General features: G+C 74.5%; 19 protein-coding genes. 12 read left to right on the top strand and 7 right to left on the bottom strand.

From position 1 onward, the window contains the following. Positions 1 to 93: 93 nt before the first annotated feature. The gene (locus tag V5D56_RS10650) at positions 94 to 762 is read left to right on the top strand and encodes a carbonic anhydrase (protein ID WP_435735323.1); all 669 of its coding nucleotides are present in this window, start codon (positions 94 to 96) and stop codon (positions 760 to 762) included. Positions 763 to 826: 64 nt separating this feature from the next. Next, a complete protein-coding gene (locus tag V5D56_RS10645; protein ID WP_435735322.1) occupies positions 827 to 2,260 on the top strand; it encodes a class II fumarate hydratase in 1,434 nt (477 codons plus the stop codon). A gap of 298 nt (positions 2,261 to 2,558) precedes the next feature. On the opposite strand, the gene V5D56_RS10640 is transcribed toward V5D56_RS10645, so the two are convergent. Then, on the bottom strand, positions 2,559 to 4,097 hold the full coding sequence (locus tag V5D56_RS10640; protein ID WP_435735321.1) for an MFS transporter: 1,539 nt from the start codon (positions 4,095 to 4,097) through the stop codon (positions 2,559 to 2,561). Between the two features lie 230 nt (positions 4,098 to 4,327). Beyond that, complete coding sequence (locus V5D56_RS10635) at positions 4,328 to 4,816, bottom strand: MarR family winged helix-turn-helix transcriptional regulator (RefSeq protein WP_435735320.1); 489 nt, start codon at positions 4,814 to 4,816, stop codon at positions 4,328 to 4,330. A 75-nt stretch (positions 4,817 to 4,891) separates the two neighbouring features. Between V5D56_RS10635 and V5D56_RS10630 the strand changes: the two genes are divergently transcribed. Continuing rightward, complete coding sequence (locus tag V5D56_RS10630; RefSeq protein ID WP_435735319.1) at positions 4,892 to 6,286, top strand: FUSC family protein; 1,395 nt, start codon at positions 4,892 to 4,894, stop codon at positions 6,284 to 6,286. 57 nt (positions 6,287 to 6,343) lie between these two features. Here the strand turns inward: V5D56_RS10630 and V5D56_RS10625 are convergent, their stop codons facing one another. Beyond that, entirely contained in the window at positions 6,344 to 7,702 is a 1,359-nt protein-coding gene (locus V5D56_RS10625) for a PhoH family protein (RefSeq protein ID WP_435735318.1), read from the bottom strand. 269 nt (positions 7,703 to 7,971) lie between these two features. Next, positions 7,972 to 9,579 (bottom strand): DHA2 family efflux MFS transporter permease subunit, encoded by a 1,608-nt coding sequence (locus V5D56_RS10620; protein ID WP_435739002.1) that lies wholly within the window; start codon positions 9,577 to 9,579, stop codon positions 7,972 to 7,974. 119 nt (positions 9,580 to 9,698) lie between these two features. Between V5D56_RS10620 and V5D56_RS10615 the strand changes: the two genes are divergently transcribed. Together V5D56_RS10615 and V5D56_RS10610 are read left to right on the top strand one after the other, a co-directional pair. Continuing rightward, positions 9,699 to 11,255, top strand: a complete 1,557-nt coding sequence (locus V5D56_RS10615) for an amidase (RefSeq protein ID WP_435735317.1) — start codon at positions 9,699 to 9,701, stop codon at positions 11,253 to 11,255. Continuing rightward, positions 11,252 to 11,836, top strand: coding sequence for a DUF1697 domain-containing protein (locus V5D56_RS10610; RefSeq protein ID WP_435735316.1), 585 nt, complete (start codon positions 11,252 to 11,254; stop codon positions 11,834 to 11,836). The genes V5D56_RS10615 and V5D56_RS10610 overlap by 4 nt, the downstream gene beginning before the upstream one ends. Positions 11,837 to 11,857: 21 nt before the next feature. On the opposite strand, the gene V5D56_RS10605 is transcribed toward V5D56_RS10610, so the two are convergent. Next, on the bottom strand, positions 11,858 to 12,619 hold the full coding sequence (locus tag V5D56_RS10605; RefSeq protein ID WP_435735315.1) for a YqeB family protein: 762 nt from the start codon (positions 12,617 to 12,619) through the stop codon (positions 11,858 to 11,860). A gap of 205 nt (positions 12,620 to 12,824) precedes the next feature. Between V5D56_RS10605 and nhaA the strand changes: the two genes are divergently transcribed. The 6 genes from nhaA (at position 12,825) to V5D56_RS10575 (ending at position 20,399) form a co-directional block, all read left to right on the top strand. After that, positions 12,825 to 14,120 (top strand): Na+/H+ antiporter NhaA, encoded by a 1,296-nt coding sequence (nhaA, locus tag V5D56_RS10600; protein ID WP_435735314.1) that lies wholly within the window; start codon positions 12,825 to 12,827, stop codon positions 14,118 to 14,120. Positions 14,121 to 14,267: 147 nt separating this feature from the next. Beyond that, positions 14,268 to 15,179: a CoA transferase subunit A gene (locus V5D56_RS10595; RefSeq protein WP_435735313.1), complete on the top strand. Its 912-nt coding sequence runs from the start codon at positions 14,268 to 14,270 to the stop codon at positions 15,177 to 15,179. 3 nt (positions 15,180 to 15,182) lie between these two features. After that, the gene (locus V5D56_RS10590; protein ID WP_435735312.1) at positions 15,183 to 15,887 is read left to right on the top strand and encodes a CoA transferase subunit B; all 705 of its coding nucleotides are present in this window, start codon (positions 15,183 to 15,185) and stop codon (positions 15,885 to 15,887) included. Beyond that, a complete protein-coding gene (locus V5D56_RS10585; protein WP_435735311.1) occupies positions 15,884 to 17,059 on the top strand; it encodes an alpha/beta hydrolase in 1,176 nt (391 codons plus the stop codon). Before V5D56_RS10590 ends, V5D56_RS10585 begins: the two co-directional genes overlap by 4 nt. Continuing rightward, positions 17,056 to 18,270 carry an acetyl-CoA C-acetyltransferase gene (locus V5D56_RS10580; RefSeq protein WP_435735310.1) on the top strand — a complete coding sequence of 405 codons (1,215 nt, stop codon included), beginning with the start codon at positions 17,056 to 17,058 and terminating at the stop codon, positions 18,268 to 18,270. Before V5D56_RS10585 ends, V5D56_RS10580 begins: the two co-directional genes overlap by 4 nt. Positions 18,271 to 18,638: 368 nt before the next feature. Continuing rightward, the gene (locus V5D56_RS10575; RefSeq protein WP_435735309.1) at positions 18,639 to 20,399 is read left to right on the top strand and encodes an alpha/beta hydrolase; all 1,761 of its coding nucleotides are present in this window, start codon (positions 18,639 to 18,641) and stop codon (positions 20,397 to 20,399) included. Between the two features lie 27 nt (positions 20,400 to 20,426). Here V5D56_RS10575 and V5D56_RS10570 read toward each other — a convergent pair whose 3' ends face one another. Together V5D56_RS10570 and V5D56_RS10565 are read right to left on the bottom strand one after the other, a co-directional pair. Continuing rightward, positions 20,427 to 20,984 (bottom strand): DUF3060 domain-containing protein, encoded by a 558-nt coding sequence (locus V5D56_RS10570; RefSeq protein WP_435735308.1) that lies wholly within the window; start codon positions 20,982 to 20,984, stop codon positions 20,427 to 20,429. 73 nt (positions 20,985 to 21,057) lie between these two features. Then, positions 21,058 to 22,551, bottom strand: a complete 1,494-nt coding sequence (locus V5D56_RS10565) for a helix-turn-helix domain-containing protein (protein WP_435735307.1) — start codon at positions 22,549 to 22,551, stop codon at positions 21,058 to 21,060. A 192-nt stretch (positions 22,552 to 22,743) separates the two neighbouring features. On the opposite strand from V5D56_RS10565, the gene aceA reads away from it, so the two are divergent. After that, the gene (gene aceA, locus V5D56_RS10560) at positions 22,744 to 24,201 is read left to right on the top strand and encodes an isocitrate lyase (RefSeq protein WP_435735306.1); all 1,458 of its coding nucleotides are present in this window, start codon (positions 22,744 to 22,746) and stop codon (positions 24,199 to 24,201) included. Positions 24,202 to 24,245 lie beyond the last annotated feature (44 nt).

Raw genomic sequence — 24,245 nt, 5'->3', positions numbered from 1 at the left:
GGTGCTGCTCCTCCACATGGCTACACCCCAGCCCCGCGGTTCGCCACGTGAACGCCCCTCACCTGCGTCGTCGCCGTGGGTCATCATGGGCGCATGAGCACTTCCGCGGACCAGCAGCTCCTGACCCCCGCCGAGGCCTGGGCGACCCTGCGTGCCGGCAACGACCGGTTCGTCGCCGACGCGCCGATGCACCCGTCGCAGGGGGCCGACCGACGCCGGGAGACGTCCGCGGCGCAGCATCCCCACACCGTCCTCTTCGGGTGCTCGGACTCCCGCGTCGCGGCGGAGATCGTCTTCGACCAGGGCCTCGGGGACATGTTCGTCGTGCGGACGGCGGGCCACGTCGTGGACACCACGGTGCTCGGCTCCATCGAGTACGGCGTGGACATCCTGTCCGCTCCGCTCGTCGTGGTCCTCGGTCACGACTCGTGCGGCGCCGTCGGCGCCGCGGTGAACACCCTGACGACCGGCGCGCAGGCCGACGGCTTCGTGCGCGCCGTCGTCGACCGGGTCATCCCGTCGATCGCCAAGATCACGAGCGCGGGCGGTGGCTCCCTCGAGAGCATCGACCCCGACGTCCTGCGCCGCGAGCACGTGCGCAACACGGTCGACATGCTGCACTCCTACTCGGCCGGGCTGGCCGCCGCGGTCGCCGAGGGCCGGTGCGCGATCGTCGGCGTCGAGTACGACTTCACCGAGGGTCGCGCACGCCTGGTGGACGTGGTGGGCGACGTCGGGGAGACGCCGCACGCCGACGCCTGACGGTCGGCGTGACGTCGCTCACGCGGCTTGCCGGTGCCGCGCCACGGTGCGGCAGGATGGTCCCATGACTGCATCCCCCGAGGCGTCCGGCGCCGTCGCCGGCGCGACCGAGTACCGCATCGAGCACGACACGATGGGCGAGGTGCGCGTCCCGGCGCACGCGCTCTACCGCGCGCAGACCCAGCGCGCCGTGGAGAACTTCCCGATCTCCGGGACGCCGCTCGAGCGAGGGCACATCGAGGCCCTCGCCCGCGTCAAGAAGGCCGCGGCGCGCGCGAACGCCGAGCTGGGCGTCCTCGACGAGGACGTCGCCGCCGCGATCGTCGCCGCCGCCGACGAGGTGGCCTCCGGCGTCCACGACGAGCACTTCCCCGTCGACGTCTTCCAGACCGGCTCGGGGACGTCGTCGAACATGAACACCAACGAGGTCCTCGCGACGCTCGCGACGCGCTCGCTCGGCCGTGACGTCCACCCGAACGACCACGTCAACGCGTCGCAGTCGTCCAACGACGTGTTCCCCACCTCGGTGCACGTCGCCGCGACCGCGGGCGTCGTCCGCGACCTCGTGCCCGCGCTCGAGCACCTCGCGGGCGAGCTCGAGGCCAAGGCCACGGAGTTCGCGACGGTCGTCAAGTCCGGTCGCACGCACCTCATGGACGCGACGCCCGTGACGCTCGGCCAGGAGTTCGGCGGGTACGCCGCGGCGGTCCGCTACGGCGTCGAGCGTCTCCTCGCCGCGCTCCCCCGCGCTGCCGAGGTACCGCTCGGCGGCACCGCGGTCGGCACCGGCATCAACACGCCCGCCGGGTTCCCGCAGCGCGTGATCGCCCTGCTCGTCGAGGACACCGGCCTGCCGCTCACCGAGGCCCGCGACCACTTCGAGGCCCAGTCCGCTCGTGACGGGCTCGTCGAGCTGTCGGGCGCGCTGCGCACGATCGCCGTGTCGCTCACGAAGATCTGCAACGACCTGCGCTGGATGGGCTCCGGCCCCAACACCGGCCTCGGCGAGATCTTCATCCCCGACCTCCAGCCGGGCAGCTCGATCATGCCGGGCAAGGTCAACCCCGTGGTCCCCGAGGCCGTGCTCATGGTCGCGGCGCGCGTGATCGGCAACGACGCGACCGTCGCCTGGGCCGGCGCGTCGGGCAGCTTCGAGCTCAACGTGCAGATCCCCGTCATCGCGCAGGGCGTGCTGGAGTCGGTCCGCCTGCTCGCGAACGCGTCCCGGGTCCTCGCGGACCGGACGGTCTCGGGCATCACCGCCAACGTCGAGAAGGCGCGCGCGTTCGCCGAGTCGTCGCCGTCGATCGTCACGCCGCTCAACCGCGTCATCGGCTACGAGGCGGCGGCGAAGGTCGCGAAGCACTCCGTGAAGGAGGGCCTCACGGTGCGCCAGGCCGTCGTCGACCTCGGCTTCGTCGAGCGTGGCGAGGTCACCGAGGCGCAGCTGGACGAGGCGCTGGACGTGCTGTCGATGACGCGTCCGCCGCAGGGCTGACACTCTGTCGAGAACGTCTCTGCCTCACCCTGGGTGGCCGGGTGGGGTGGGGGCGCCGGTCTACCATCCGCGGGCTCGTTCCTCGCCCGCTCCCGCCAGACCCGCCACGACCGGCGCCCCCACCCCACCCAGCCTTCTTCGTCTCACCCGGGCACCTGCTCGCCCGCCCGACGGGAGAGAACCGAGGCCGGGGGAGGCCGAGCCCCGGTCTCGGCCAGGTAGAGCCCTGGTCCGACCAGGTAGAGCCCTGGTCCAGGCCAGATAGCGCCCTGGTCCAGGCGAGCTGGACCGCGGCCCGTCAGCCGAGGTGGACGGCCTGGTGGTCGCCCGACGGGAGGAGCTTCTCCTTCGGGCCCCGGATCAGGAGGGCGGCGAGGACGGCGCCGAGCGCCATCGCGATCGCTGCGGCGACGAAGACCGCCGAGTAGCCGTCGACGAGGTCGGCCGGGGTGGGGGCGGCCGCCGTGGGCAGCGCGGCGGCGTAGATCGTCGTGAAGACCGAGAGACCGATCGAGCCGCCGATCTGCATCGCCGCGTTGACGGTCGCGCTCGCAGCACCGGCGTCGTGCGGGGCGACGCCCGCGAGGGCGACGTTCTGGAGCGGGACGAGGACGAGCGCGAGTCCGACGCCGAGCACGAGCTGCGACGGCAGGATCTCCGCGGCGTACGAGCCGCCGACCGTGACCCGGCAGAGCAGGAGCAGCCCGACGGCGGCGACGAGCGGACCGGCGATCATGAGCGGCCGCGGGCCGACGCGGGGCAGCAGGACCGTGGTGACGACCGGCGCCAGGACCAGGATGACGAGCGTCATCGGCACCGAGCCCAGACCCGCGCGCAGCGGCGAGAGGCCCATGACGACCTGCAGGTGGAACGACAGGTACAGCAGGGCGCCGATCATCAGCGCGCCCACGATCGCCTGGAGGAGGAAGGCACCCGCCCGGACGCGGTCGCGCACGATGCGCAGCGGGAGCAGCGGCTGGGCCACGCGCGACTCCACCAGGACGAAGAGAGCGAGCAGCGCGACACCGCCGACGAGGCACGCGACTGTCCCCGGGGCGGTCCAGCTGTGCTCGGCGAGCGTGAGTCCGTAGACGAGCGCACCGAGCCCGAGCACGACGACGATCGTCCCGAGCACGTCGTAGCGGTTGTCCCCCTGTGCCCGGCTCTCCGCGACGAGGAGCTTGCCGGCCACGAAGGCGACGATCACGACGGGGACGTTGACCCACAGGCACCAGCGCCAGTCCGCGAGCTCGGTGAGCGCGCCCCCGAGCACGAGCCCGACGGCGGCGCCGACCCCTGCGATCGCGCCGAAGACGGCGAACGCGGTGTTGCGTTCCCTGCCGCTCGGGAAGGAGACGGTGAGCAGCGCGAGCGCGGCCGGGGCGAGCAGCGCCGCGAACGCGCCCTGGAGCCCGCGGGCGGCGATCAGCTCGACGCCGTCGCGCGCGAAACCGGCCAGCAGCGACGCGACGCCGAACCCGACCATGCCGAGCAGGAAGGTGCGCTTGCGGCCCCAGTAGTCGGCGACCCGGCCGCCGAGGAGGAGGAGCGCACCGAACGCGAGCGCGTACGCCGTGACGACCCATTGGCGCTGGGAGTCGGAGAGGCCGAGCTCGGCCTGCGCCTGCGGGAGCGCGATGCTGACGATCGTCCCGTCGAGGACGACGAGGAGCTGCGTCGCGGCAAGGACGACGAGGATCCACCACCGCCTGGCCGAACGGTCGGGTGGGCCGTCGGCGGGCGGCATCGTCGGAGTGGTCGCGACAGCGGGCGCGTCCGTCGGTCCGCAGTCGGAGGCGGGGTCGTCGAGGCGTGCCAGGGCAGGGCGTGAGGACATGGGGCGACCTTCTGCGCGGGAGGGGAGATCATGGGGTTTCCAGCCCGGACCCGGTCGTCACGCGCTCTGCGCGGAGACCCGGCCGCTCCAACCGCGGGGTCGGACAGACGGACAACTCTAGCCCGCGGCGCGCTCGCGTCGCCCGTCCCTGCCGGGGTGACGTCGCTCACGGCACCCCCGTCGCCCTCGGGTCGCGTTCTCGGGACGCCGTGCGGCGACGGCGTCGCGCCTCAGTACTCGAGCGGGTCGAGCCGCCGCAGGACGACGGCGAGCAGCCGCGCGAGCTCCGCGCGCTCGCCCTCGTCGAGGTCGACGAGAGCGGCGCGCTCCCGCTCGAGCTGGTGGGGGAAGACCTCGTCGACGAGAGCGGTGCCCGGCTCCGTGAGCACCACGAGGACCCCACGACGGTCCCGCTCGGCGACCGTGCGCTCGACGAGACCGGCGCGCTCGAGCCGGTCGAGGCGCTTGGTGATGGAAGCGCCCGGTGCACCCGTCATCGTCGTGACCTCGCCCGCACGCAGCGGTCGCCCCGCGCGGCGAAGCGCGGCGAGGACGTCGAACTCCGCTCGCGAGACGTCGTGGCGCGCCGCCGAGCGTTCGAGCGCGACCTCGAGCAGGCCCGCGGCACGCCGCAGCCGGGCTCCCACCGCGGAGGTCGACGTGTCGAGGTCGGGTCGCTGCTCGGCCCATTCCGCACGCACATGATCGACGTAGTCCACGGCCCCAGGATAGGGCGGCCGGCGCAGTATTTCACTGATAAACCATCTAGGAATTACCTGTAGCCTGGACAGGCCATGCACTCTGCCTCCCTCGCCACGCCGTCCCTGGCGCCTGTCCGCACCGCAGCGAGCGACGTCCTGGACCCCGCCCACCTGCGCGCCGCGTTGCGCACGAACCCTGCGGACGCGACGCTCGCCGCCGCGCTGCGCTGCGGCGTCGCGGTCGCCCTCGCCCTCGTCGTCCCCGCGCTCCTGGGACGGCCCGACCTGTCAGCGTTCGCGTCGCTCGGCGCGCTCACCTCGCTCTACGGTCGTTACGACCCGTACCGACGTCGCGCGTCCCTGCTCGCTGGCACCGGTGCTCTGCTCACGGCGACGATCGCCGTGTTCTCCGCCCTCACCGCGATCGGGGCCCCCACGCCCGTGCTCCTCCTGGGCGTCGCCGCGCTCGCGGCAGCCGCGACGGCGGTGTGCCTCCTCCTGCGCACCGGGCCACCGGGGGCGACGATCGTCGTCTTCGCCGCGGGCGCCGGACTGGCCGGGGCGCCCGACCCGGGGGACGTCGTGCCGCGCACCGGCGCGGCCCTGCTGGGCGTCTCGATCGCGTGGCTCGTCTGCATGCTCGGCGTGCTGGTCCGCCCCTCCGGCCCCGCCCGGCTGGCCGTCCGACGCGCGGTCGACGCCGCCCGACGGGCCCGGCACGAGAGGCGCCCCGAGCCGCACGACGGTCCTCGCGTCGACCCCGACGGCGCAGCCGACGCCGCCCGCGCGGCCGTGCTGCGTGCCCGTGAGGTGCTCGCGGACGACCTCTCGTGGCGTCGGCCCCGCTCCGTCGCGCTCGAGCTGTGGCACGAGCTCGACCTCGTCGCCGCCACCGTCGACGACGACGATGCGACGCCCGACGATGTCCGCACCACCCCCGAGGCGCCACGTCCCGTGCGCACGACGCTGCGCGCACAGCTCCGCAGCAACCTTCCCGGCCGGTGGCGGCTCGCGACGGGCCGGGTGGCCGTGGCCGGCGTCGTCGCGGGAGGTCTGGCGTCCGCCTCGGGCCTCGGCCACGCCGCCTGGGCGACCATGGGCTCGACCGCCGTCCTCCAGGGGACCTCGCCCCGTCAGGCCGTCGTCCGGGCGCTCCAGCGGGGCGCAGGCACGGTGGCCGGCGCACTGCTGGCGTGGCCGCTGCTCGCCGCGCCCCTCGGGTTCTGGGCGACCGCCGCCGTCGTGGTCGTCCTCCAGACCGTCACGGAGGTCGTGGTGGGCCGTCACTACGGGCTCGCGATGCTCACCATCACGCCGATGGCGCTGCTCATGACGTCGCTCGCACACCCCGCCGACGCGTCCGCGCTCGCGCTCGACCGCGCGCTCGACACCGTGCTGGGCGCTGTCGTCGGCGTCCTCGCCGTGGTCCTCGTCCACCCCCGCACCCGCCCGACGACGTCGAGCCCGCCCCCACGAACCGCGAGGTAGAACCGTGGTACCGCGAGGTAGAGCCCTGGTCCGCGACCAGGGCTCTACCTCGCGAGGTCAGACCTCGATCGACTCCAGCATCTCCGTCACGAGCGCCGCGACGGGCGAGCGCTCGGAGCGCGTGAGCGTCACGTGCGCGAACAGCGGGTGACCCTTGAGCGCCTCGATGACCGCGGCGACGCCGTCGTGCCGCCCGACCCGCAGGTTGTCGCGCTGCGCCACGTCGTGCGTGAGGACGACGCGCGACGACTGCCCGATGCGCGAGAGCACGGTCAGGAGCACGTTGCGCTCGAGCGACTGGGCCTCGTCGACGATGACGAACGCGTCGTGCAGGGAGCGGCCGCGGATGTGCGTGAGCGGCAGGACCTCGAGCATGTCGCGGTCGATCACCTCGTCGAGGACCTGCGGGGAGACGAGCGCTCCGAGGGTGTCGTACACCGCCTGCGCCCAGGGGTTCATCTTCTCGGCCTCGGAGCCCGGCAGGTACCCGAGCTCCTGGCCGCCCACGGCGTAGAGCGGCCGGAACACCATGACCTTGCGGTGCTGCCGGCGTTCCATGACGGCCTCGAGGCCGGCGCACAGCGCGAGCGCCGACTTGCCCGTCCCGGCGCGACCGCCGAGCGAGAGGATCCCGACGCTGTCGTCGAGGAGCAGGTCGATCGCGACCCGCTGCTCGGCGGAGCGGCCGTGCAGCCCGAAGAGGTCCCGGTCGCCGCGGACGAGCTGCACGTGCTTGTCGGCGGTGACCCGGCCGAGCGCGGAGCCGCGCGGGGAGTGGACGACGAGGCCCGTGTGGCAGTGCAGGGGTCCGGCCGCCTCGACGACGGCGGGGTCGAGCGACGCGATCTCGACGGACTCGTGCTCCCACAGGGACGCGGTCTCCTCGTCGGTGAACGAGATCTCGCTCATCCCGGTCCAGCCGGAGTCGACGGCGAGCTCGTGCCGGTACTCCTCGGCGCGCAGCCCGACGGCCGACGCCTTGACGCGCATCGGCAGGTCCTTCGACACGACCGTCACGTCGTGGCCCTCGGACGCGAGGTTCGCCGCGACGGACAGGATCCGCGTGTCGTTGTCCCCCAGGCGGAACCCGGCCGGCAGGACCGTGGGGTCCGTGTGGTTGAGCTCGACCCGCAACGTGCCGCCGACGTCACCGACGGGGATCGGCGCGTCCAGGCGACCGTGCTTCACGCGCAGCTCGTCGAGCATGCGCAGCGCGCTGCGCGCGAAGTACCCGAGCTCCGCGTGGTGCCGCTTCGCCTCGAGCTCCGTGATGACGACGACCGGGAGGACGACGTCGTGCTCGGCGAACCGCCCGATGGCGCGCGGGTCGCTCAGGAGGACCGAGGTGTCGACGACGAACGTCCGGCGTCCGTCGTCGTCCGGGGCAGGACCGGGGGTGGGTGAGGTGTGGACCACGAGGGCTCCCCTCCGGCGCACGCGCGCCGTTCTCTCTCTGGGCGAGGCAGGCGACCGGCCGATGTGCTCACGGTGCCAGGAGTGGCACAGCTCAGCAGCGCCGGTGCCGGCCCTCCTGAGCGGAGCGTGAACCCCATCGGCTGGCCTCCCGGAGGACGGCGATGGTGCCGTCCGTCCCTGTCGAAACTACGCCCGTGTGATTCTGATCACCAGCCCAGCGCCGCCGTGTCGCCGAGGTTTAACGTCCCGTTCATGTCGAGCCGCGGCCGTCAGCGCTCGACGTGCCGACGCGGCATGCCGAGCGCGCACGCGAGGCCGACGACGAGCACCGCGGCCGTGACCGCGAGCGTCTGCCCGGCCGCCGTCGCGAAACCGGCGTGGAACGCGCTCGTGGCGGCCTCGCCGACCTGGCGCGCGACGTCGTCGGGCACGCCGGCGGGGAGGTCCGGCATGCCGGAGCCGCCCTCGAGCGACCCGCCCGCGCTCGCGAAGCCGTCGAGGAACGGCTGCCGGACCGCCTCCGGCAGCGACGCCGCGGCGTCCTGCGCCGCGGCGGGCAGGGTCACGGCGAGGCGCGCGGTGAGCGTCGCGACGACCGCCGCGGACCCGATCACGCCGCCCACCTGGCGCGTGGTGTTGAACGCGCCCGCGCCGGCGCCGGCGGTGCGGGCGTCCAGGCCCGACGTCGCGAGGTTGGCGAGCGGCGAGAAGACGCACCCGGTCCCGATGCCGAACAGCGTCATCGGCGCGAGGATCGCCCCGACCGACGCCCCGGGCGCGACCACGGCCGCGAGCCACCCGACCGCCACGGCGAGCACCCCGAACCCCGTCGCGACGACCCACTTGGCGGGCACGCGGTCGGAGAGGCGTCCCGCGATCGGCGCGACGATCCCGGACACGAGCGAGCCCGGCAGGTTGATCAGCGCCGCGTGCAGCGGGGACAGGCCCAGGATCGACTGCAGGAAGATCGTCAGCGGGAAGAAGATCCCGATCATCGCGAACGACACGGACATGCCCGCGACGTTCGCGAGCGAGAAGGTGCGCGAGCGGAACAGCTTCAGCGGCAGGAGGGCTCCGTCGCCGAGCCGGTGCTGCCACCAGACGAACGCGACGAGGACCGCGAGCCCGAGCCCGATGACGCCCCACACGGTGACGACGCCGGTGATGGTCCCCCAGTCGTACGTCCCGCCCTCCTGGAGACCGAAGACGACGGCGAAGAGCCCGACGACGGACAGGACCACGCCCAGCACGTCGAACGTGCGCTTGTTGGTCGCGAGCCGCGGCAGGCGCGTGAGCCCGAGCCACAGCGCGACGACGCCCACGGGGACGTTGACGAAGAAGATCCACTCCCAGCCCCACGTCTCGACGAACACTCCGCCGAGCAGCGGGCCGGCGATCGTCGCGACGCCGGCGGTCGCGCCCCACAGGCCCATGGCCGCGCCGCGCTGTGTCGCCGGGAAGACGCGCGTGATCATCGCCATGGTCTGCGGCGTCATGAGCGCCGCGCCGACGCCCTGGACGACGCGCGCGGCGACGAGCATCCCGATCGACCCCGACAGCCCGCACCACGCCGACGCGAGCGTGAAGACCACGAGGCCCGCGATGAACACCGGCTTGGGCCCGTACCGGTCGCCGAGCCGACCGGCGAGGAGCAGCAGCACGGCGTACGAGAGGAGATAGGCGCTGTTGACCCAGCCGACCGCGACGAGGCTCGCGTCGAGCTCGCGCTGCAGCGTGGGGACGGCGATGTTCACGATCGTCGTGTCGACCATGATCATGAAGAAGCCGAGGATCAGCGGCGGCAGGATGCTCCACGCGCTGCGTCCGTGCAGGTCCACGAGGGGGACGACACCGGCGCGGGGCGCGGGCGCGTCCACGGGGGACGGGGCGGCGGGGCGGTCGGACCGACCGGTTCCGGCGGGAGGAGTGGGCACACGCGATCATAGGAGCGCCCCCGCGCGGTGGCGATCCGACCGCCCGGGTAGCGTCGGGTGCCATGGGTCTTCCCGAGCTGCACGACCTCGACGCCACCGCGCTCGCGCGGGCGCTGCGGGTCGGTGACGTCTCCCCGACCGAGGTGCTCGCCACGACCCTCGAGGCCGCCGACCGCGTGGGCACCGCGCTCGGGGCCTTCGCGACCCTGGCCCCCGAGGTCTCGCGTGCGCAGGCGGAGGTGGCCGAGGCCGCGCTCGTCGCCGCGCGTCGCGACGGCACGTCCGGCGCCACGGCCGACGACCCCGGCGCGCTCCCTCCGTTCCTCGGGGTCCCGTGCCCGGTCAAGGACCTGACGATGGTCTCCGGGGTGCCGATGCGCGCGGGGTCCGCAGCCGTCGGCCCTTTCACGCCCGCGGTCGACGACGGCGTCGTGACGCTCCTGCGGGCCGCGGGCACCGTGCTCGTCGGCAAGACCACGACCCCCGAGCTGGGGCTCCCCTGCTACACGGAGCCCGACACCGGTCCCCCGGCCCGCACGCCGTGGGACCCCGCGCGGTCCGCCGGCGGGTCGAGCGGCGGCGCCGCCGCGGCCGTCGCGGGGCGCGTCGTGCCCGTCGCGCACGGCAGCGACGGCGGCGGTTCGCTGCGCATCCCCGCGAGCGCGTGCGGGCTCGTGGGGCTCAAGCCCTCGCGCGGCCGGGTGAGCCCCGGCCCGTCCGGGGTCGACGGCGCGGGGCTCGCCACGCACGGGGTCCTCACCCGGTCCGTCCGGGACACGGCGGCCTTCCTCGACGTGCTGGCGCGGCCGTGGCCGGGCGACACGTTCGTCGGTGGCGACGTCGCGCAGTCGGGCACGCGGTCCCGCGAGCTCCTCACCGGTGCGGACGGCCCGCCGCGGTCGTTCGCGGCGGCGCTCGCCGCGCCCGTGGTGCACGGCGCGCACGGTCGGCCGCTGCGGGTCGGCCTGCTCCTCGACCCCGTGATCGCCGCTGACGCCGCCGTGCACCCCGCGTGCGCCGACGCCGCCCGCGCGACCGCGCTGCTCCTCGCGGACGCCGGCCACGAGGTCGTCGAGGTCGCTCCCCCGTTCCCGGCCGAGCGCTGGGACGCGTTCGCGGCGCTGTGGTCGGTCGGGGCGCTCCAGGCGCCCGTGCCGCCGGACCGCGAGCACCTCCTCGTGCCGCTCACGCGCTGGCTGCGCGAGCGCGGACGCGCGGTCACGGGCCTGGAGCACGCGACCGCGCTCGCCGGGGTGCAGGCCCTCACGCGCGAGGTCGCCGCGGCCTGGGCGGGCGTCGACGTCGTCGTGTCGCCGACGCTCGCCCAGCCGCCCGCGCTCGTCGGAACGCAGCGGCTCGACGACGATCCCGCCACCGACTTCGCCGCGCAGACCGCGTTCACCCCGTGGACGAGCCTGTACAACCTCACGGGGCGCCCCGCGGTCTCGCTCCCCCTCGGCGAGACCCGCGTCGAGGACCCCGACGGCGTGGCGCGCACCGTCCCGCTCGGCGTCATGCTCGGCGCCGCCCACGGCGACGACGCGCTGCTGCTGTCCCTCGCCGCGCTGCTGGAGCAGGCGGCGCCCTGGTCCGACCGCCGTCCCCTGGAGGTGTCGTGAGCTACGCCGCGCTGTTGTTCGCCGTGAACGTCGGCGGCCGCAAGGTCCCGTCGACGCGCCTGCGCGCCCTGGCGGGCGAGCTCGGCTTCGCCTCGCCCCGCACGATCGTCAACAGCGGCAACCTCGTGGTGGCGCCGGGCAGCACGGGCGCGCGGTCGTCCGCCGACGTGGCGCGCCTCGTGCACGACGGCGTGGCCGAGGAGTTCGGCGTCGACGCGACGGTCGTCGTGCTGACGACCGCCGAGCTCGAGCGGATCGTCGCCGACGTCCCCTGGCCGAAGGCGGCGCGGGAGGACCCGTCGCACCTGCTCGTGCTCGTCGGGGAGGAGCCGGTGGACGCCGCGGGGATCGCCCGGCTGGACCTGTCGCACGCGGGGCGCGAGAGCCTCGCGGTCGCGCACGGCGTGCTCTACGCGCGGTACCCCGACGGCATCGGCCGGTCGTCGCTCACGACGACCGTGCTCTCGCGCGCCGCCGGCACGCCGGTGACGGGCCGGAACTGGAGCACCGTCACGCGGCTGCTCGAGCTCGCGCGCGAGACCGACGGCGCCGGTCCCGCGCCGTCGCGCCGGACGGGCTGACCCGCCGCCGGACCGGTCCGCTCACCGCGAACCCGGTTCCCGCTCCCCCGTTGCGCGCCAGTGCTGGACGGAGCCGACGTCGCGCACGACGATCCCGAGCCGCCCGAGCTCCCGGCGCAGGTCTGCGGCGTCGTCGACCTTCTTCGCCTCGAGCATCGACGACCGCGCACGGAGCACGGCGTCGGCGCTCGTCGGCAGGGCGTCGTCGCCCGGGACCCAGCGGCGGAACTCCTGCGCGTACGGGTCCGCGTCGCGCCACGGCCAGCCGTGCGACCGGAACGCGGCCTCGAGCCTCGGGGTCTCGAGCTCGGTGACGACGTGCGCGAGCTCTCCCGAGGGCGCACCGTCCCGGACGCCGAGGACGACGAGTGCCTTGCGGTCGACGAAGACGTCCGTCACCTCGGAGCGCGCCAGGTCCGTCGTCACGTCGCGCAGCACGACGCTCGCGACCTCCGGGCCGACCGTCACGACGGCGATGTCCCGGCGGACGTGCCGCGCGAGGAGCAGTCCCGCTCCGGCGCCGAGGCCGAGCGCGACCACCGCGCCGAGGGCGCCCCGGTCGGCGAGCAGCTCCGCGACCAGCCGAGCGGGTCCCTGGAACGGCGCCACGGGCAGCTCGGCGTACCAGCCGGTCCCGCGCAGCACCACGACGGCGATCCCCGCGCCCAGGAGAGGCAGGATCGTCCAGAGGACGGCGAGCTCGAGCGCCGAGGGCCGGACCACCGAGGGGTCGGCCGGGACGGCGTCGGGCAGGAGGGTCTCGGGAGCGGAGTCGTCGGGCACGGGCCCATCGTCGCCGTACCGGTCGCCCCGGTCGTCGTGCGGGCGGTCGACGTCCGCCGCGCCCGCGTCCGCCGCGCGGCGTACGCCCCGGGCACCCGACGACGAAGCCACGTAGGATCGGGGGCGGTGTGCCGGGAAGTCTGGTCGGCGACGCGTTCGGCGACCCTCGCGTCACCTTCCCGCCACCGACCTCCTCGGGAGAACCATGACTGCTGCGTCCCCGGCCACCGCGCCCTCCTCGTCCGCTCCCGGCCCCCTGCGCCGCTGGGCGAGCCGCGAGACGACGGGAGGAGCGCTGCTCATCGGCGCCGCCCTGGTCGCCCTCCTCTGGGCGAACTCCCCCTGGCGCGACGCGTACTTCACGCTCGCGAACACCGTCCTCGGCCCGTCCTCGCCGCTGCACCTCGACCTCACGCTCGCGACATGGGCCGCCGACGGGCTGCTCGCGGTCTTCTTCTTCGTGGTCGGTGTCGAGCTCAAGCAGGAGTTCGTCGCCGGCAGCCTGCGCAACCCGAAGCAGGCCGGGGTCCCGATGCTCGCCGCCGTCGGCGGCATGGCGATGCCGGCGCTGATCTTCGTCGCCGTGCTGCTTGCCACCGGCGACCCGAGCGCGCTGCACGGGTGGGCGATCCCGACGGCGACCGACATCGCGTTCGCGCTCGGCGTGCTCGCCGTGTTCGGTCGCGGCCTGCCCGTCGCGATCCGCACGTTCCTCCTCACGCTCGCGGTCGTGGACGACCTCCTCGCCATCGTCATCATCGCGATCTTCTACACCGAGGACCTGAAGTGGGGCTACCTCGGTCTCGCGCTGCTCGCCGTCGGGCTCTACGCCGTGCTCGTCCGCGCCCGGCGCACGCACTGGTGGCTCCTGCTCCCCGTCGCCGCCGTGGCGTGGGCCTTCATGCACGAGTCCGGGGTCCACGCGACCATCGCCGGCGTCCTCCTCGGCTTCACGGTCCCGGCGCTCGTCGTGCACGGCGAGAACGAGTCGCGCACGCACCGCTTCGAGCGCACGGTCCGCCCGGTCTCGCAGGGCATCGCCCTGCCCCTCTTCGCGTTCTTCGCCGCGGGGGTGTCGATCGTCGGCGGCGAGACACCGGTCGGCGAGGTCCTCGCACAGCCCGTGGTGCTCGCGATCGTCCTCGCGCTGGTCCTCGGCAAGCTCGTCGGCGTCCTCGGGATCACCGCGCTCGTCACGCGCTTCACGCCCCTGCGCCTCGCGGCCGGGATCGGTGTGCGCGACCTCCTGCCCGTCGGGCTCCTCGCGGGGATCGGGTTCACGGTGTCGCTCCTCATCGCCGAGCTGTCCTTCCCGGACGCCGAGCACACCGACGGCGCGAAGATCGCGATCCTCGCGGCCTCGACGATCGCCGCCGTCCTCGCGGCGTTCTCCCTGCGCTGGGACGCACGCAAGGCGCGCTCCGACGACATGAACCGCGACGACCTGCCCGACGAGGTCACCGAGCTCATCGGGGACGAGAAGGACCGGCTCGAGCACTGACGGCCGCGCGGTGCGCGCACCGCTCGCCCGCACACCGTGCGGCGCGGGATGATCGACCCACGAGATCCCGCGCGGCGCCATCGCCGCGCGGCCGGTGCGCCGTCGTCCACCACCCCCGGGCGGCGGCCGTGACGAGGAGGTCGCGCCATGAGCCTGACGAGCCCACCCGTTCCCCCGCTCCCTGCCGCGCCACCGCGCGGGCTCGACAAGGTGGTCGCGTCGGCGGCCGAGGCGGTCGCGGACGTGCCCGACGGCGCGTCGCTCGCCGTCGGCGGGTTCGGCCTGTGCGGCAACCCGATCGCGCTGATCGAGGCGCTGCTCGCCCAGGGCACGCACGGCCTGTGGGTCGTGAGCAACAACTGCGGCGTCGACGACTGGGGCCTCGGCGTGCTCCTCGGCGCGGGCCGGATCCGCAAGATGACGAGCTCGTACGTCGGGGAGAACAAGGAGTTCGAGCGCCAGTTCCTCTCGGGCGAGCTCGAGGTGGAGCTCACGCCGCAGGGCACGCTCGCCGAGAAGCTGCGGGCCGGCGGCGCCGGGATCGCCGGGTTCTGGACCCGCACGGGCGTCGGCACGCAGGTCGCCGAGGGCGGCCTGCCCCAGCGGTACGACGGCGCGGGCGGCGTCGCGCAGGCGAGCGCCCCCAAGGAGGTGCGCACGTTCGGCGTGGGCCCGCGCGGCCGGGACTGCTCGTTCGCCGACGAGGCGGAGTTCGTGCTCGAGGACGCGATCACGACCGACTTCGCGCTCGTCCACGCGCTGCGCGGGGACCGGCACGGCAACCTCGTGTTCCACCGCTCGGCCCGCAACTTCTCCCCGCTCGCCGCCATGGCGGGACGCGTGTGCGTCGCGCAGGTCGAGGAGCTCGTCGAGCCGGGTGAGATCGACCCGGACGAGGTGCACCTGCCGGGCGTGTTCGTGCACCGCGTCGTCGAGGTCGGGCCCGACGCGCCCAAGCGCATCGAGCGCCGCACGGTCCGCACCGCCGCGCAGACCGACCGGCCCGCACCCGCGGCGTCGGGCACCACTCCCGCCGTCCCCACCGCGAAGGAGGGCTGAGGCATGCCGCTCACCCGTGACGAGATGGCCGCGCGCGCCGCGCGCGAGCTCCAGGACGGCTGGTACGTCAACCTCGGCATCGGGCTGCCGACGCTCGTGCCCAACTACGTCCCGGACGACAAGCACCTCGTGCTGCAGTCCGAGAACGGGATCCTCGGCGTCGGTCCGTACCCCACCGAGGACGCGGTCGACCCGGACCTCATCAACGCCGGCAAGGAGACGGTCACCGTCCTGCCGGGCGCGGCGTTCTTCGACTCCGCGCTGAGCTTCGGCATGATCCGCGGCGGCAAGATCGACGCAGCGATCCTCGGCGGCATGCAGGTCTCCGAGGCCGGCGACCTCGCCAACTGGATGATCCCCGGCAAGATGGTCAAGGGTCCCGGCGGCGCGATGGACCTCGTGCACGGCGCTGCCCGCGTCATCGTGCTCATGGAGCACGTCGCGCGCGACGGGTCGCCCAAGATCCTGCGGTCGTGCTCCCTCCCGCTCACCGGGCGTGGCGTCGTGCACCGGATCATCACGGACCTCGCCGTGCTCGACGTCACGCCCGACGGTCTCGTGCTGCGCGAGACCGCGCCCGGCGTGAGCGTCGACGAGGTCCGCGCCGCCACGGAGCCCGAGCTGACCGTCGCGCTCGACCCGGCTCCGCTCGACGTCACCGACGCGCGGCCCGGCCCGTCCACGCAGGCGACGGGGACGCCGTCGTGACGCGCGACGCGCCCGGCCCGGGCGCGCACACGGCGGTTCGCGACGTCGTCCACCGCGACGTCACGACGCCGCGCGGGCGCGAGCACGTGCGCGAGGCCGCCGCGGTCGACGCGCGGGCGACCGTCCTGCTCGTGCACGGGAACTGCTCGTCGTCGGCGTTCTTCGACCCGCTGCTGCGCGCCCTGCCCGACGACGTCCGTGGCGTCGCGGTGGACCTGCGCGGGTACGGCGACGCGGAGGTGCGCCCCGTCGACGCGACGCGCGGCGTGCGGGACTACGCCGACGACGTCGCGGCCCTCGTCGACGCGCTGGGTCTCGGCCAGGGGACGCCGCTGGTCGCCGTCGCGCACTCGGCCGGGGCGGGGGTCGTGCTCCAGCTCGCGACCGACCGTCCCGACCTGTTCGACGCGATCCTCCTCGAGGCGCCGATGTCGCCGTACGGGTTCGGCGGCACGCGCGACGTCGACGGCACGCCCCTCTCTCCGGACTTCACCGGCACCGGCGGCGGGACGGCGAACCCCGTGTTCGTCGCGGCCCTCGCCGCGGGCGACCGCAGCGAGGACCCGGGCTCACCGCGCGACGTCCTGCGGCGGTTCTACATCGCCGACCCCGCGTCGCTCGGCGAGCCGCGCGGCGCGCTCGAGGAGCTCCTGCTCGACTCCGTGCTGTCCACACGCACGGGCGACGACAACTACCCGGGCGACCAGGCGCCGTCGAGCACGTGGCCCGGCGTCGCGCCCGGCACGCGCGGCATGAACAACGCGATCAGCGCCCGGTACTGCGACCTCTCCGGGTTCGCCATCTCGGGCGCGACGGCGCCCGTGCTCTGGGTGCGCGGCGACGCCGACGCGATCGTGTCGGACGCGTCGCTGTTCGACCTCGCGCAGCTCGGCGCGGTCGGCGCGGTGCCCGGCTGGCCGGGCGCCGAGACCCACCCCCCGCAGCCGATGGTCGCCCAGACGAGGGCCGTCCTCGACGCCTACGCGGCGGCCGGCGGGGCGTACCGTGAAGAGGTGCGGCCCGGCGTCGGGCACAGCCCGCACCTCGAGGAGCCGGACGTGTTCCTCCGGCTCCTGGTGAGGCTGGTCGACGACGCCGCCGCACGAGCGCGCGCCACACCCCCGGCGCCCGCGCAGACAGAGCCGTCCGCACCCCTGGAGGTCCAGCAGTGAGCACCACGTCCCGCTCCCCCGACGCCCGCCCCGACGACGTCGTCATCGTCTCCGCCGCCCGCACGCCCCAGGGACGGCTCAAGGGCTCGCTCGCGGCGCTCACGGCCGTCGAGCTCGGTGCCGTCGCCGCGCGTGCCGCGATCGAGCGCTCCGGGCTCGGCGCCCAGGCCGTCGACGCCGTGGTGTTCGGCCAGGTCCTGCAGGCCGGGGCCGGGCAGAACCCCGCGCGCCAGACCGCCGCCGGGGCCGGCGTCGGCTGGGACGTGCGGGCCGTGACGGTGAACAAGGTGTGCCTGTCCGGGCTCACCGCGGTGATCGACGGGACGCGGCTGATCCGGTCCGGCGAGGCCGAGGTCGTGCTCGTCGGAGGCCAGGAGTCGATGACCAACGCACCGCACCTGCTCCCCGGGTCCCGGGCCGGGTTCGCCTTCGGTGACACGACGCTCGTCGACGCCGTCGCGCGCGACGGGCTGACCGACGCGTTCGACCGCGCGTCGATGGGTGTCTCGACCGAGCGCACCAACGCCGGGGACGTGTTCGTGTCGCGCGAGGAGCAGGACGCCGTCGCCGCCGCCTCCCACCAGCGCGCGGCCGCCGCGGCCAAGGACGGCCTGTTCGACGCCGAGCTCGCACCCGTGAGCGTCCCGCAGCGCCGGGGCGAGCCCGTCGAGGTCCGCGACGACGAGGGCGTGCGCCCCGACACCACCGCCGAGGGCCTCGCGCGGCTGCGCCCGGCATTCGACCCCGAGGGCACCATCACCGCGGGCAACGCGTCGCAGATCTCCGACGGCGCGGCGGCGCTCGTCCTCACGACGCGCGCCCGGGCAGAGTCCGCGGGCGCGCCCGTGCTCGCGACCGTGCGCACCTGGGGCCAGGTCGCCGGCCCCGACACCTCGCTGCACTCGCAGCCCGCGCGCGCGATCCGGCAGGCGCTCGACCGGGCCGGCTGGTCCGTCGACGACCTGGACCTCGTGGAGATCAACGAGGCGTTCGCCACCGTCGTCGCGGTGTCCACGCGGGTGCTCGGTGTCGACCCGGAGATCGTCAACGTGCACGGCGGCGGGATCTCGCTCGGGCACCCCATCGGCGCGTCCGGCGCCCGGCTCGCGGTCCATGCCGCGCACGAGCTCGCGCGCCGCGGCGGCGGGCGGGTCGCGGTCGGGCTGTGCGGTGGGGGCGGGCAGGGAGAGGCGTTGCTGCTCGAGGCGTGAGGTCTGTTCCGGGGTCCCTGGTCACCCTGGGTGGAGGGGTGGGTGGGGGCGCCGCGTCTACCATCCGCCGCTCGTTCCTCGCGGCTCCCGCCAGGCCCGCCACGACGCGGCGCCCCCACCCACCCCTCCCGGTATCGAGCCACCCTGGTCCTCGGCCGGCCGGGCAGCAACGCCCTGCGCCGAGGTAGAGCTCCGGTCGCCCACGTAGAGGTCCGGTCGCCGACGTAGAGGTCTGGTCGCCGACGTAGAGGTCTGGTCGCCGGAGGAGAGTTCTGGTCACGGCGAGGTTGAAGCCTGGTTCGGCGAGGTCAGGGGGCCGGTTCTCGTTTCGGCAGGTCGATCTCTGGTCGCGCGCCTACGCTCGCGAGGTGCAGCCCACCCTGACGGAGACCCGTGCCCCTGAGACCGTCGAGGAGGAGCCCCGGCAGCACGGGGTGTGGGGGCGGTGGGTGCGGCGGTTCTCGGCGACCGGGCTCGTGCTGGCCCTGCTGTGGTTCTGCGTGTCGTTCACGCCGTCGCTCATCCCGCGGGCCTGGTACTACCAGGCGGTGATCTCGGGCGTGAGCGCGATCGGCGGGTACGGGGTCGGGGCGCTCGTCGAGTGGTTCGCGCTCAAGGTCGGGCTGCGGGTCCGGTGGACCGCGCGCGCGAGCCGCGTCGCGTGGTGGGTGCTCGCCGGGGCGACGGTCGTCGCCGTGCCGCTCTCGCTCGTCCTCGGGGCGCGGCGGCAGATCGAGCTGCGGCACCTGTTCGGCATGTCCGAGGACGTGCCCGGTCGTGAGGTCGTGACGCTCCTCCTCGCCGTGGCCGTCGCGCTGCTCGTCCTGCAGGTCGCTCGGGGGCTGCGCCGGCTCGCGCACTGGTTGAGCCTGCTCGTCGACAACGTCGTCCCGGCGGCCGTCGCGCGGTTCACCAGCGGTGTGATCGTCGCGGTCGCCGTCGTGCTCGTGCTCAACGGCGTGGTCTGGTCCGGCGTGCTGAGCGCCCTCAACGGGATCTTCGCGACGGCGAACGACGAGATCGACCCCCGGCTCTCGCCGCCGACCCTGGCCGAGCGGTCCGGGTCGCAGGCCTCCCCCGAGTCGTGGGACTCGCTCGGCGCCGAGGGGCGCAAGTTCGTCGTCTCCGGGCCGACCCTCGACGAGCTGCGGGCGTTCGCCCAGGCCGGAGACGTCGTCGACCCCGCCGCGGTGCGCGAGCCGATCCACGCCTACGCGGGCCTCGACCCCGACGGCGACCTCGACGCGACGGCGGCGCGCGTCGTCGACGAGCTCGACCGGACGGACGCGTGGGACCGGTCCGTCCTCGTCGTCGCGACGACCACCGGGACCGGCTGGGTCGACCCGGGCATGACCGAGGCGCTCGAGCTCATGCACGGCGGGGACACCGCGATCGCGAGCATGCAGTACTCGTACCTGCCGAGCTGGATCAGCTTCGTCGGCGACCGGTCCACGCCGCCGGCCGCCGGCAAGGCGCTGTTCGAAGCGGTGTACGACCGCTGGTCCGGGCTGCCCGAGGACGACCGCCCCCGGCTCCTGACGTTCGGCATCTCCCTCGGGTCGTTCGGCATGCAGGGGGCGTTCAGCGGCGTCCAGGACCTCGAGGCCAGGACCGACGGCGCGATGTTCACCGGGACGCCCGGCTTCACGCCGCTGTGGCGCGAGCTCACCGACGCGCGCGACCCCGGGTCGTTCGAGTACGCGCCCGTGCTCGACGGCGGCCGGCAGGTCCGCTGGGGCGACCCCGTCCGCACCGGGGTCGCGGACCTGTGGGGCCCGGGTCCGCGGTGGGAGGACCCGCGCGTCGTCTACCTGCAGCACGCGTCCGACGGCGTCACGTGGTGGTCGCCCGACACGCTGTGGTCCGAGCCCGACTGGCTGCGCGAGCCGCGCGGTCCCGACGTCCTCGGCGACGTCAACTGGTACCCCTTCGTCACGTTCTGGCAGCTCACGGGCGACCTGTTCGTCGCGGCGGCGTCCGACATCCCGCCCGGGCACGGGCACGTCTACAAGCTCGAGTACGCCGACGGCTTCGCGGCCCTGCACGCGCCGGACGGATGGACGGAGGCCGACACCGCGCGGCTCAAGGCTGCGATGGACGCGCCGGTCCAGGGCGGCTCGATCGGCTGAGCCCGAAGCGCTCAGTCGCGGACGTGCTCAGTCCTGGACGACCGAGGTCCCCTCGCCGCCGTCGTCCACCGTCGGTGCGTCGCCGCTCTCGTACGAGACGCGCACGCCGTTGCCGCTGACCTGGACCGTCGTGACGCTCTCGACGTCGACCCGTGCTCCGTGACCGGAGACGACGAGGGCCTCGACGTGGCCGTCGACGTCCACGCGCGCGTCGTTGCCGGAGATCTCGAGGCTCGCGAGGTCGCTCGACTCGACGTCCACCTCGGTCCCGTGGCCCGTGAGGAGGACGGTCGAGCACCCGCCCACGACGTCGACGTCCGCGCCGTCCGCGCTGATCTCGACCGTGCCACCCGCGCAGTCGACGCGGGCGTCGCGGGCGCCGTCCTCGGCGAACACCTGGCGCTCCGTCGCATCGTCCGCCGCGTCCCCGTCGGCCGTGCCGCCGTCCGTGCCTGCCGGGGCGTCCGCGTCGGCCGTCACCGTCTCGGTGACCGTCTCCGGATCCGCGGGGTCGCCACCGCACGCGGCGAGCCCCAGGACGAGCGCGGCGGGCAGGGCGAGGAGGGCGAGGCGGCGCGGGGTCATGCCTTCCATCGTCGAGAGCGGGTGGCGACAGGGCAACCGGGGACCGCCTCGGCGGGCGGTGACGTCGAGCACGCTACGCGGGCGCGTGGCGCTCGAGGAAGCTGAAGACCTCGGTCTGGTCGACCCCCGGGAACGCTCCCGCGGGCATCGCCGCGAGCATCGACGCGTGGGGTCGCGCGCTGGGCCACGCCTGACCGGACCACCGGTCGGCGAGGGCGTCGGGCGGGCGGCGGCAGCACGCGCCGTCGGGACAGCGGGACACGAGCCGCTCGGTGGTGTCGCGCCCGAGGAACCACTTCACGTGCGCGAACGGCACGCCGACGCTCACGGAGAACTCGCCGTCCGCGGAGCCCTGGACCCGCGACGTGCACCAGTAGGTCCCGCTCGGGGTGTCGGTGTACTGGCTGAACGGGCTGAGCCGGTCCTCGACCGCGAACACCGTGCGCGCCGTCCAGCTCCGGCACACGTACTGGCCCTCGACCGCGCCGAGCGGGTCGGCGGGGAAGCGGACGCCGTCGTTCTCGTACGCCTTGTGGATCACGCCGGACTCGTGGACCTTCATGAAGTGCACCGGGATGCCCAGGTGCTTCGACGCCAGGTTCGTGAACCGGTGCGCCGCCGTCTCGTACGACACGGCGAACGCGTCGCGCAGGTCCTCGATGGAGATCGCGCGCGCGTCCTTCGCGGTCCGCAGCGCCTTGACCGCGTGGCGCTCCGGCAGGAGCAGCGCCGCGGCGAGGTAGTTCGCCTCGACGCGCTGGCGCAGGAACTCGCGGTAGTCGCCGGGCTCGGCGTGCCCCAGGACGTGCGGCGCCAGGGCCTGCAGCAGCGCCGACGTCGCGTTGGACCGCCCCCGCATCCCGTTGCTCGGCAGGTACACGCGCCGGTGCCGCAGGTCGAGCACGGAGCGCGTCGAGTGCGGCAGGTCGCCGACGTAGTGCAGCGTGAAGCCGAGGTGGGCCGCGATCTCGGCCGCCACGCGCTGCGGCAGCGGACCGCCCGCGTGGCCGACGCCGTCGAGCAGCTCCGCCGCAGCGTCCTCCAGCTCGGGGAAGTAGTTGTCCTGCGCGCGCATCGTCGCGCGCAGCTCGGCGTTGGCGCGGCGCGCCTCCTCCGGCGTCGCGGCGCGCTCGGTGTGCAGGCGTTCCAGCTCGCGCCGGAGCGCGACGATCGTCTCGAGCGCGTCCGTGGGCAGGGACTTGCCGACGCGCACCGGGCGCAGGCCGAGCGCGTCGAAGAGCGGTCCGCGCTGGGCCCGCTCGAGCTCGATCTCCAGCGCGTCGCGCCGCGACGGCGGCTCGGCGGACAGCAGGTCGTCGAGGCTCGCCCCGAGGGCCCGCGCGACGGCCTGGAGCTGCGCGAACCGGGGCTCGCGCCGACCGTTCTCGAGGAGCGAGACCTGCGACGGCGCGCGGCCGATCGCCGCACCGAGCTCGTCGAGCGTCATGCCGCGCTCGGTCCGCAGGTGGCGGATGCGCCGGCCGATCGTCAGGGCGTCCGGCTCGCTCTCGAGCGGGATCTCCGCATGTTCCGCGATTCCGGCGGGTCGCGTCGTCGGGATAGCCATGACTGAGAGTGACACACGCCACTCCTTGCGCACAACAGAAGAACACCGTTTCTTTCGTGCGATCTGGCTTGAGAACGGGCTCGCGGAGGCACGAAGGTCGAATCACGGCCTCGGAGCGAGGCCGACGATCGATCCAGACAGCATCGGCCGCGCCGGACGGGCCGGACCGTCAGTCACCTCAGGAGGCACCCCGTGAACAGGCCCACCATCGTCAGCCGCCGGTCCGCGACCGAGTACGTCGGCGGTCCTCGGACGCTCGGCACCGTCCTCTCGACGGGCGGCACGTCGGGTGGCGCAACGGGCGGCGCAACGGGCGGCGCAACGGGCGGCGCGACGGGCAGCGTCGTCCGTCCGGGCGACCAGACGCAGCCTGCCGCCGACCTCGCCCGCTCGTGGGCCGAGGACCCTCGCTGGGACGGGATCGTCCGCGACTACACCGCGCAGGACGTCGTCGCGCTGCGCGGCTCGGTGCGCGAGGAGCACACGCTCGCCCGCCGAGGCGCCGAGCGCCTGTGGGAGCAGCTCCACACCGAGGAGTGGGTCGCCGCGCTCGGCGCGTACACGGGCAACCAGGCCGTGCAGCAGGTGCGTGCCGGTCTGCAGGCCATCTACCTGTCCGGGTGGCAGGTCGCGGCCGACGCCAACCTGTCGGGCCAGACGTACCCCGACCAGTCGCTCTACCCGGCGAACTCCGTGCCCGCCGTCGTGCGCCGGATCAACAACGCGCTGCTGCGCGCGGACCAGGTCGAGACCGCGGAGCGCGCCGACGCCGACGAGACAGACGAGCAGGGCCGGGACTGGCTCGCCCCGATCGTGGCCGACGCGGAGGCCGGCTTCGGCGGTCCGCTCAACGCCTACGAGCTCATGCACGCGATGATCGCGGCCGGTGCCGCGGGCGTGCACTGGGAGGACCAGCTCGCGTCGGAGAAGAAGTGCGGCCACCTGGGCGGCAAGGTGCTCGTGCCGACGTCGCAGCACGTGCGCACGCTCAACGCGGCCCGGCTCGCGGCCGACGTCGCGGGCGTGCCGTCGGTGATCGTCGCGCGGACCGACTCGCTCGCCGCGGACCTGCTCACGTCCGACGTCGACGAGAGGGACCAGCCGTTCCTCACGGGCGAGCGCACGGCCGAGGGCTTCTACCGGGTCCGGCCGGGCGAGGACGCGGTCGTCGCGCGCGGCCTCGCGTACGCGCCGTACGCCGACCTGCTCTGGGTCGAGACGGGGACGCCCGACCTCGGGCTGGCCCGGCGCTTCGCCGAGGCGGTCCACGCCGAGCACCCCGGCAAGAAGCTCGCGTACAACTGCTCGCCGTCGTTCAACTGGCGCAAGCACCTCGACGACGCGCAGATCGCGAGCTTCCAGAAGGAGCTCGCCGCGATGGGCTACGCGTTCCAGTTCATCACCCTCGCCGGCTTCCACGCCGTCTCGCACTCCATGTTCGAGCTCGCGCGCGGCTACAAGGACCGCGCGATGAGCGCCTACGTCGAGCTGCAGGAGGCCGAGCTCGCCTCCGAGGCCGACGGCTACACCGCCACCCGCCACCAGCGGGAGGTCGGCACCGGCTACTTCGACCGGGTCGCCACGGCTCTCAACCCCGACGCCGCCACCCTCGCGCTCGCCGGGTCCACCGAGACCGCCCAGTTCCACTGAGTCCTCAGGCCCGCCCTCCCGCGCGAGACAGAGCCGCGGTCCGC

The sequence above is a fragment of the Cellulosimicrobium sp. PMB13 genome (assembly GCF_051294865.1).
GTDB lineage: Bacteria > Actinomycetota > Actinomycetes > Actinomycetales > Cellulomonadaceae > Cellulosimicrobium.
Note: the sequence above shows the minus strand (reverse complement) of the source record. Positions and strands in the feature narration are given on the sequence as shown.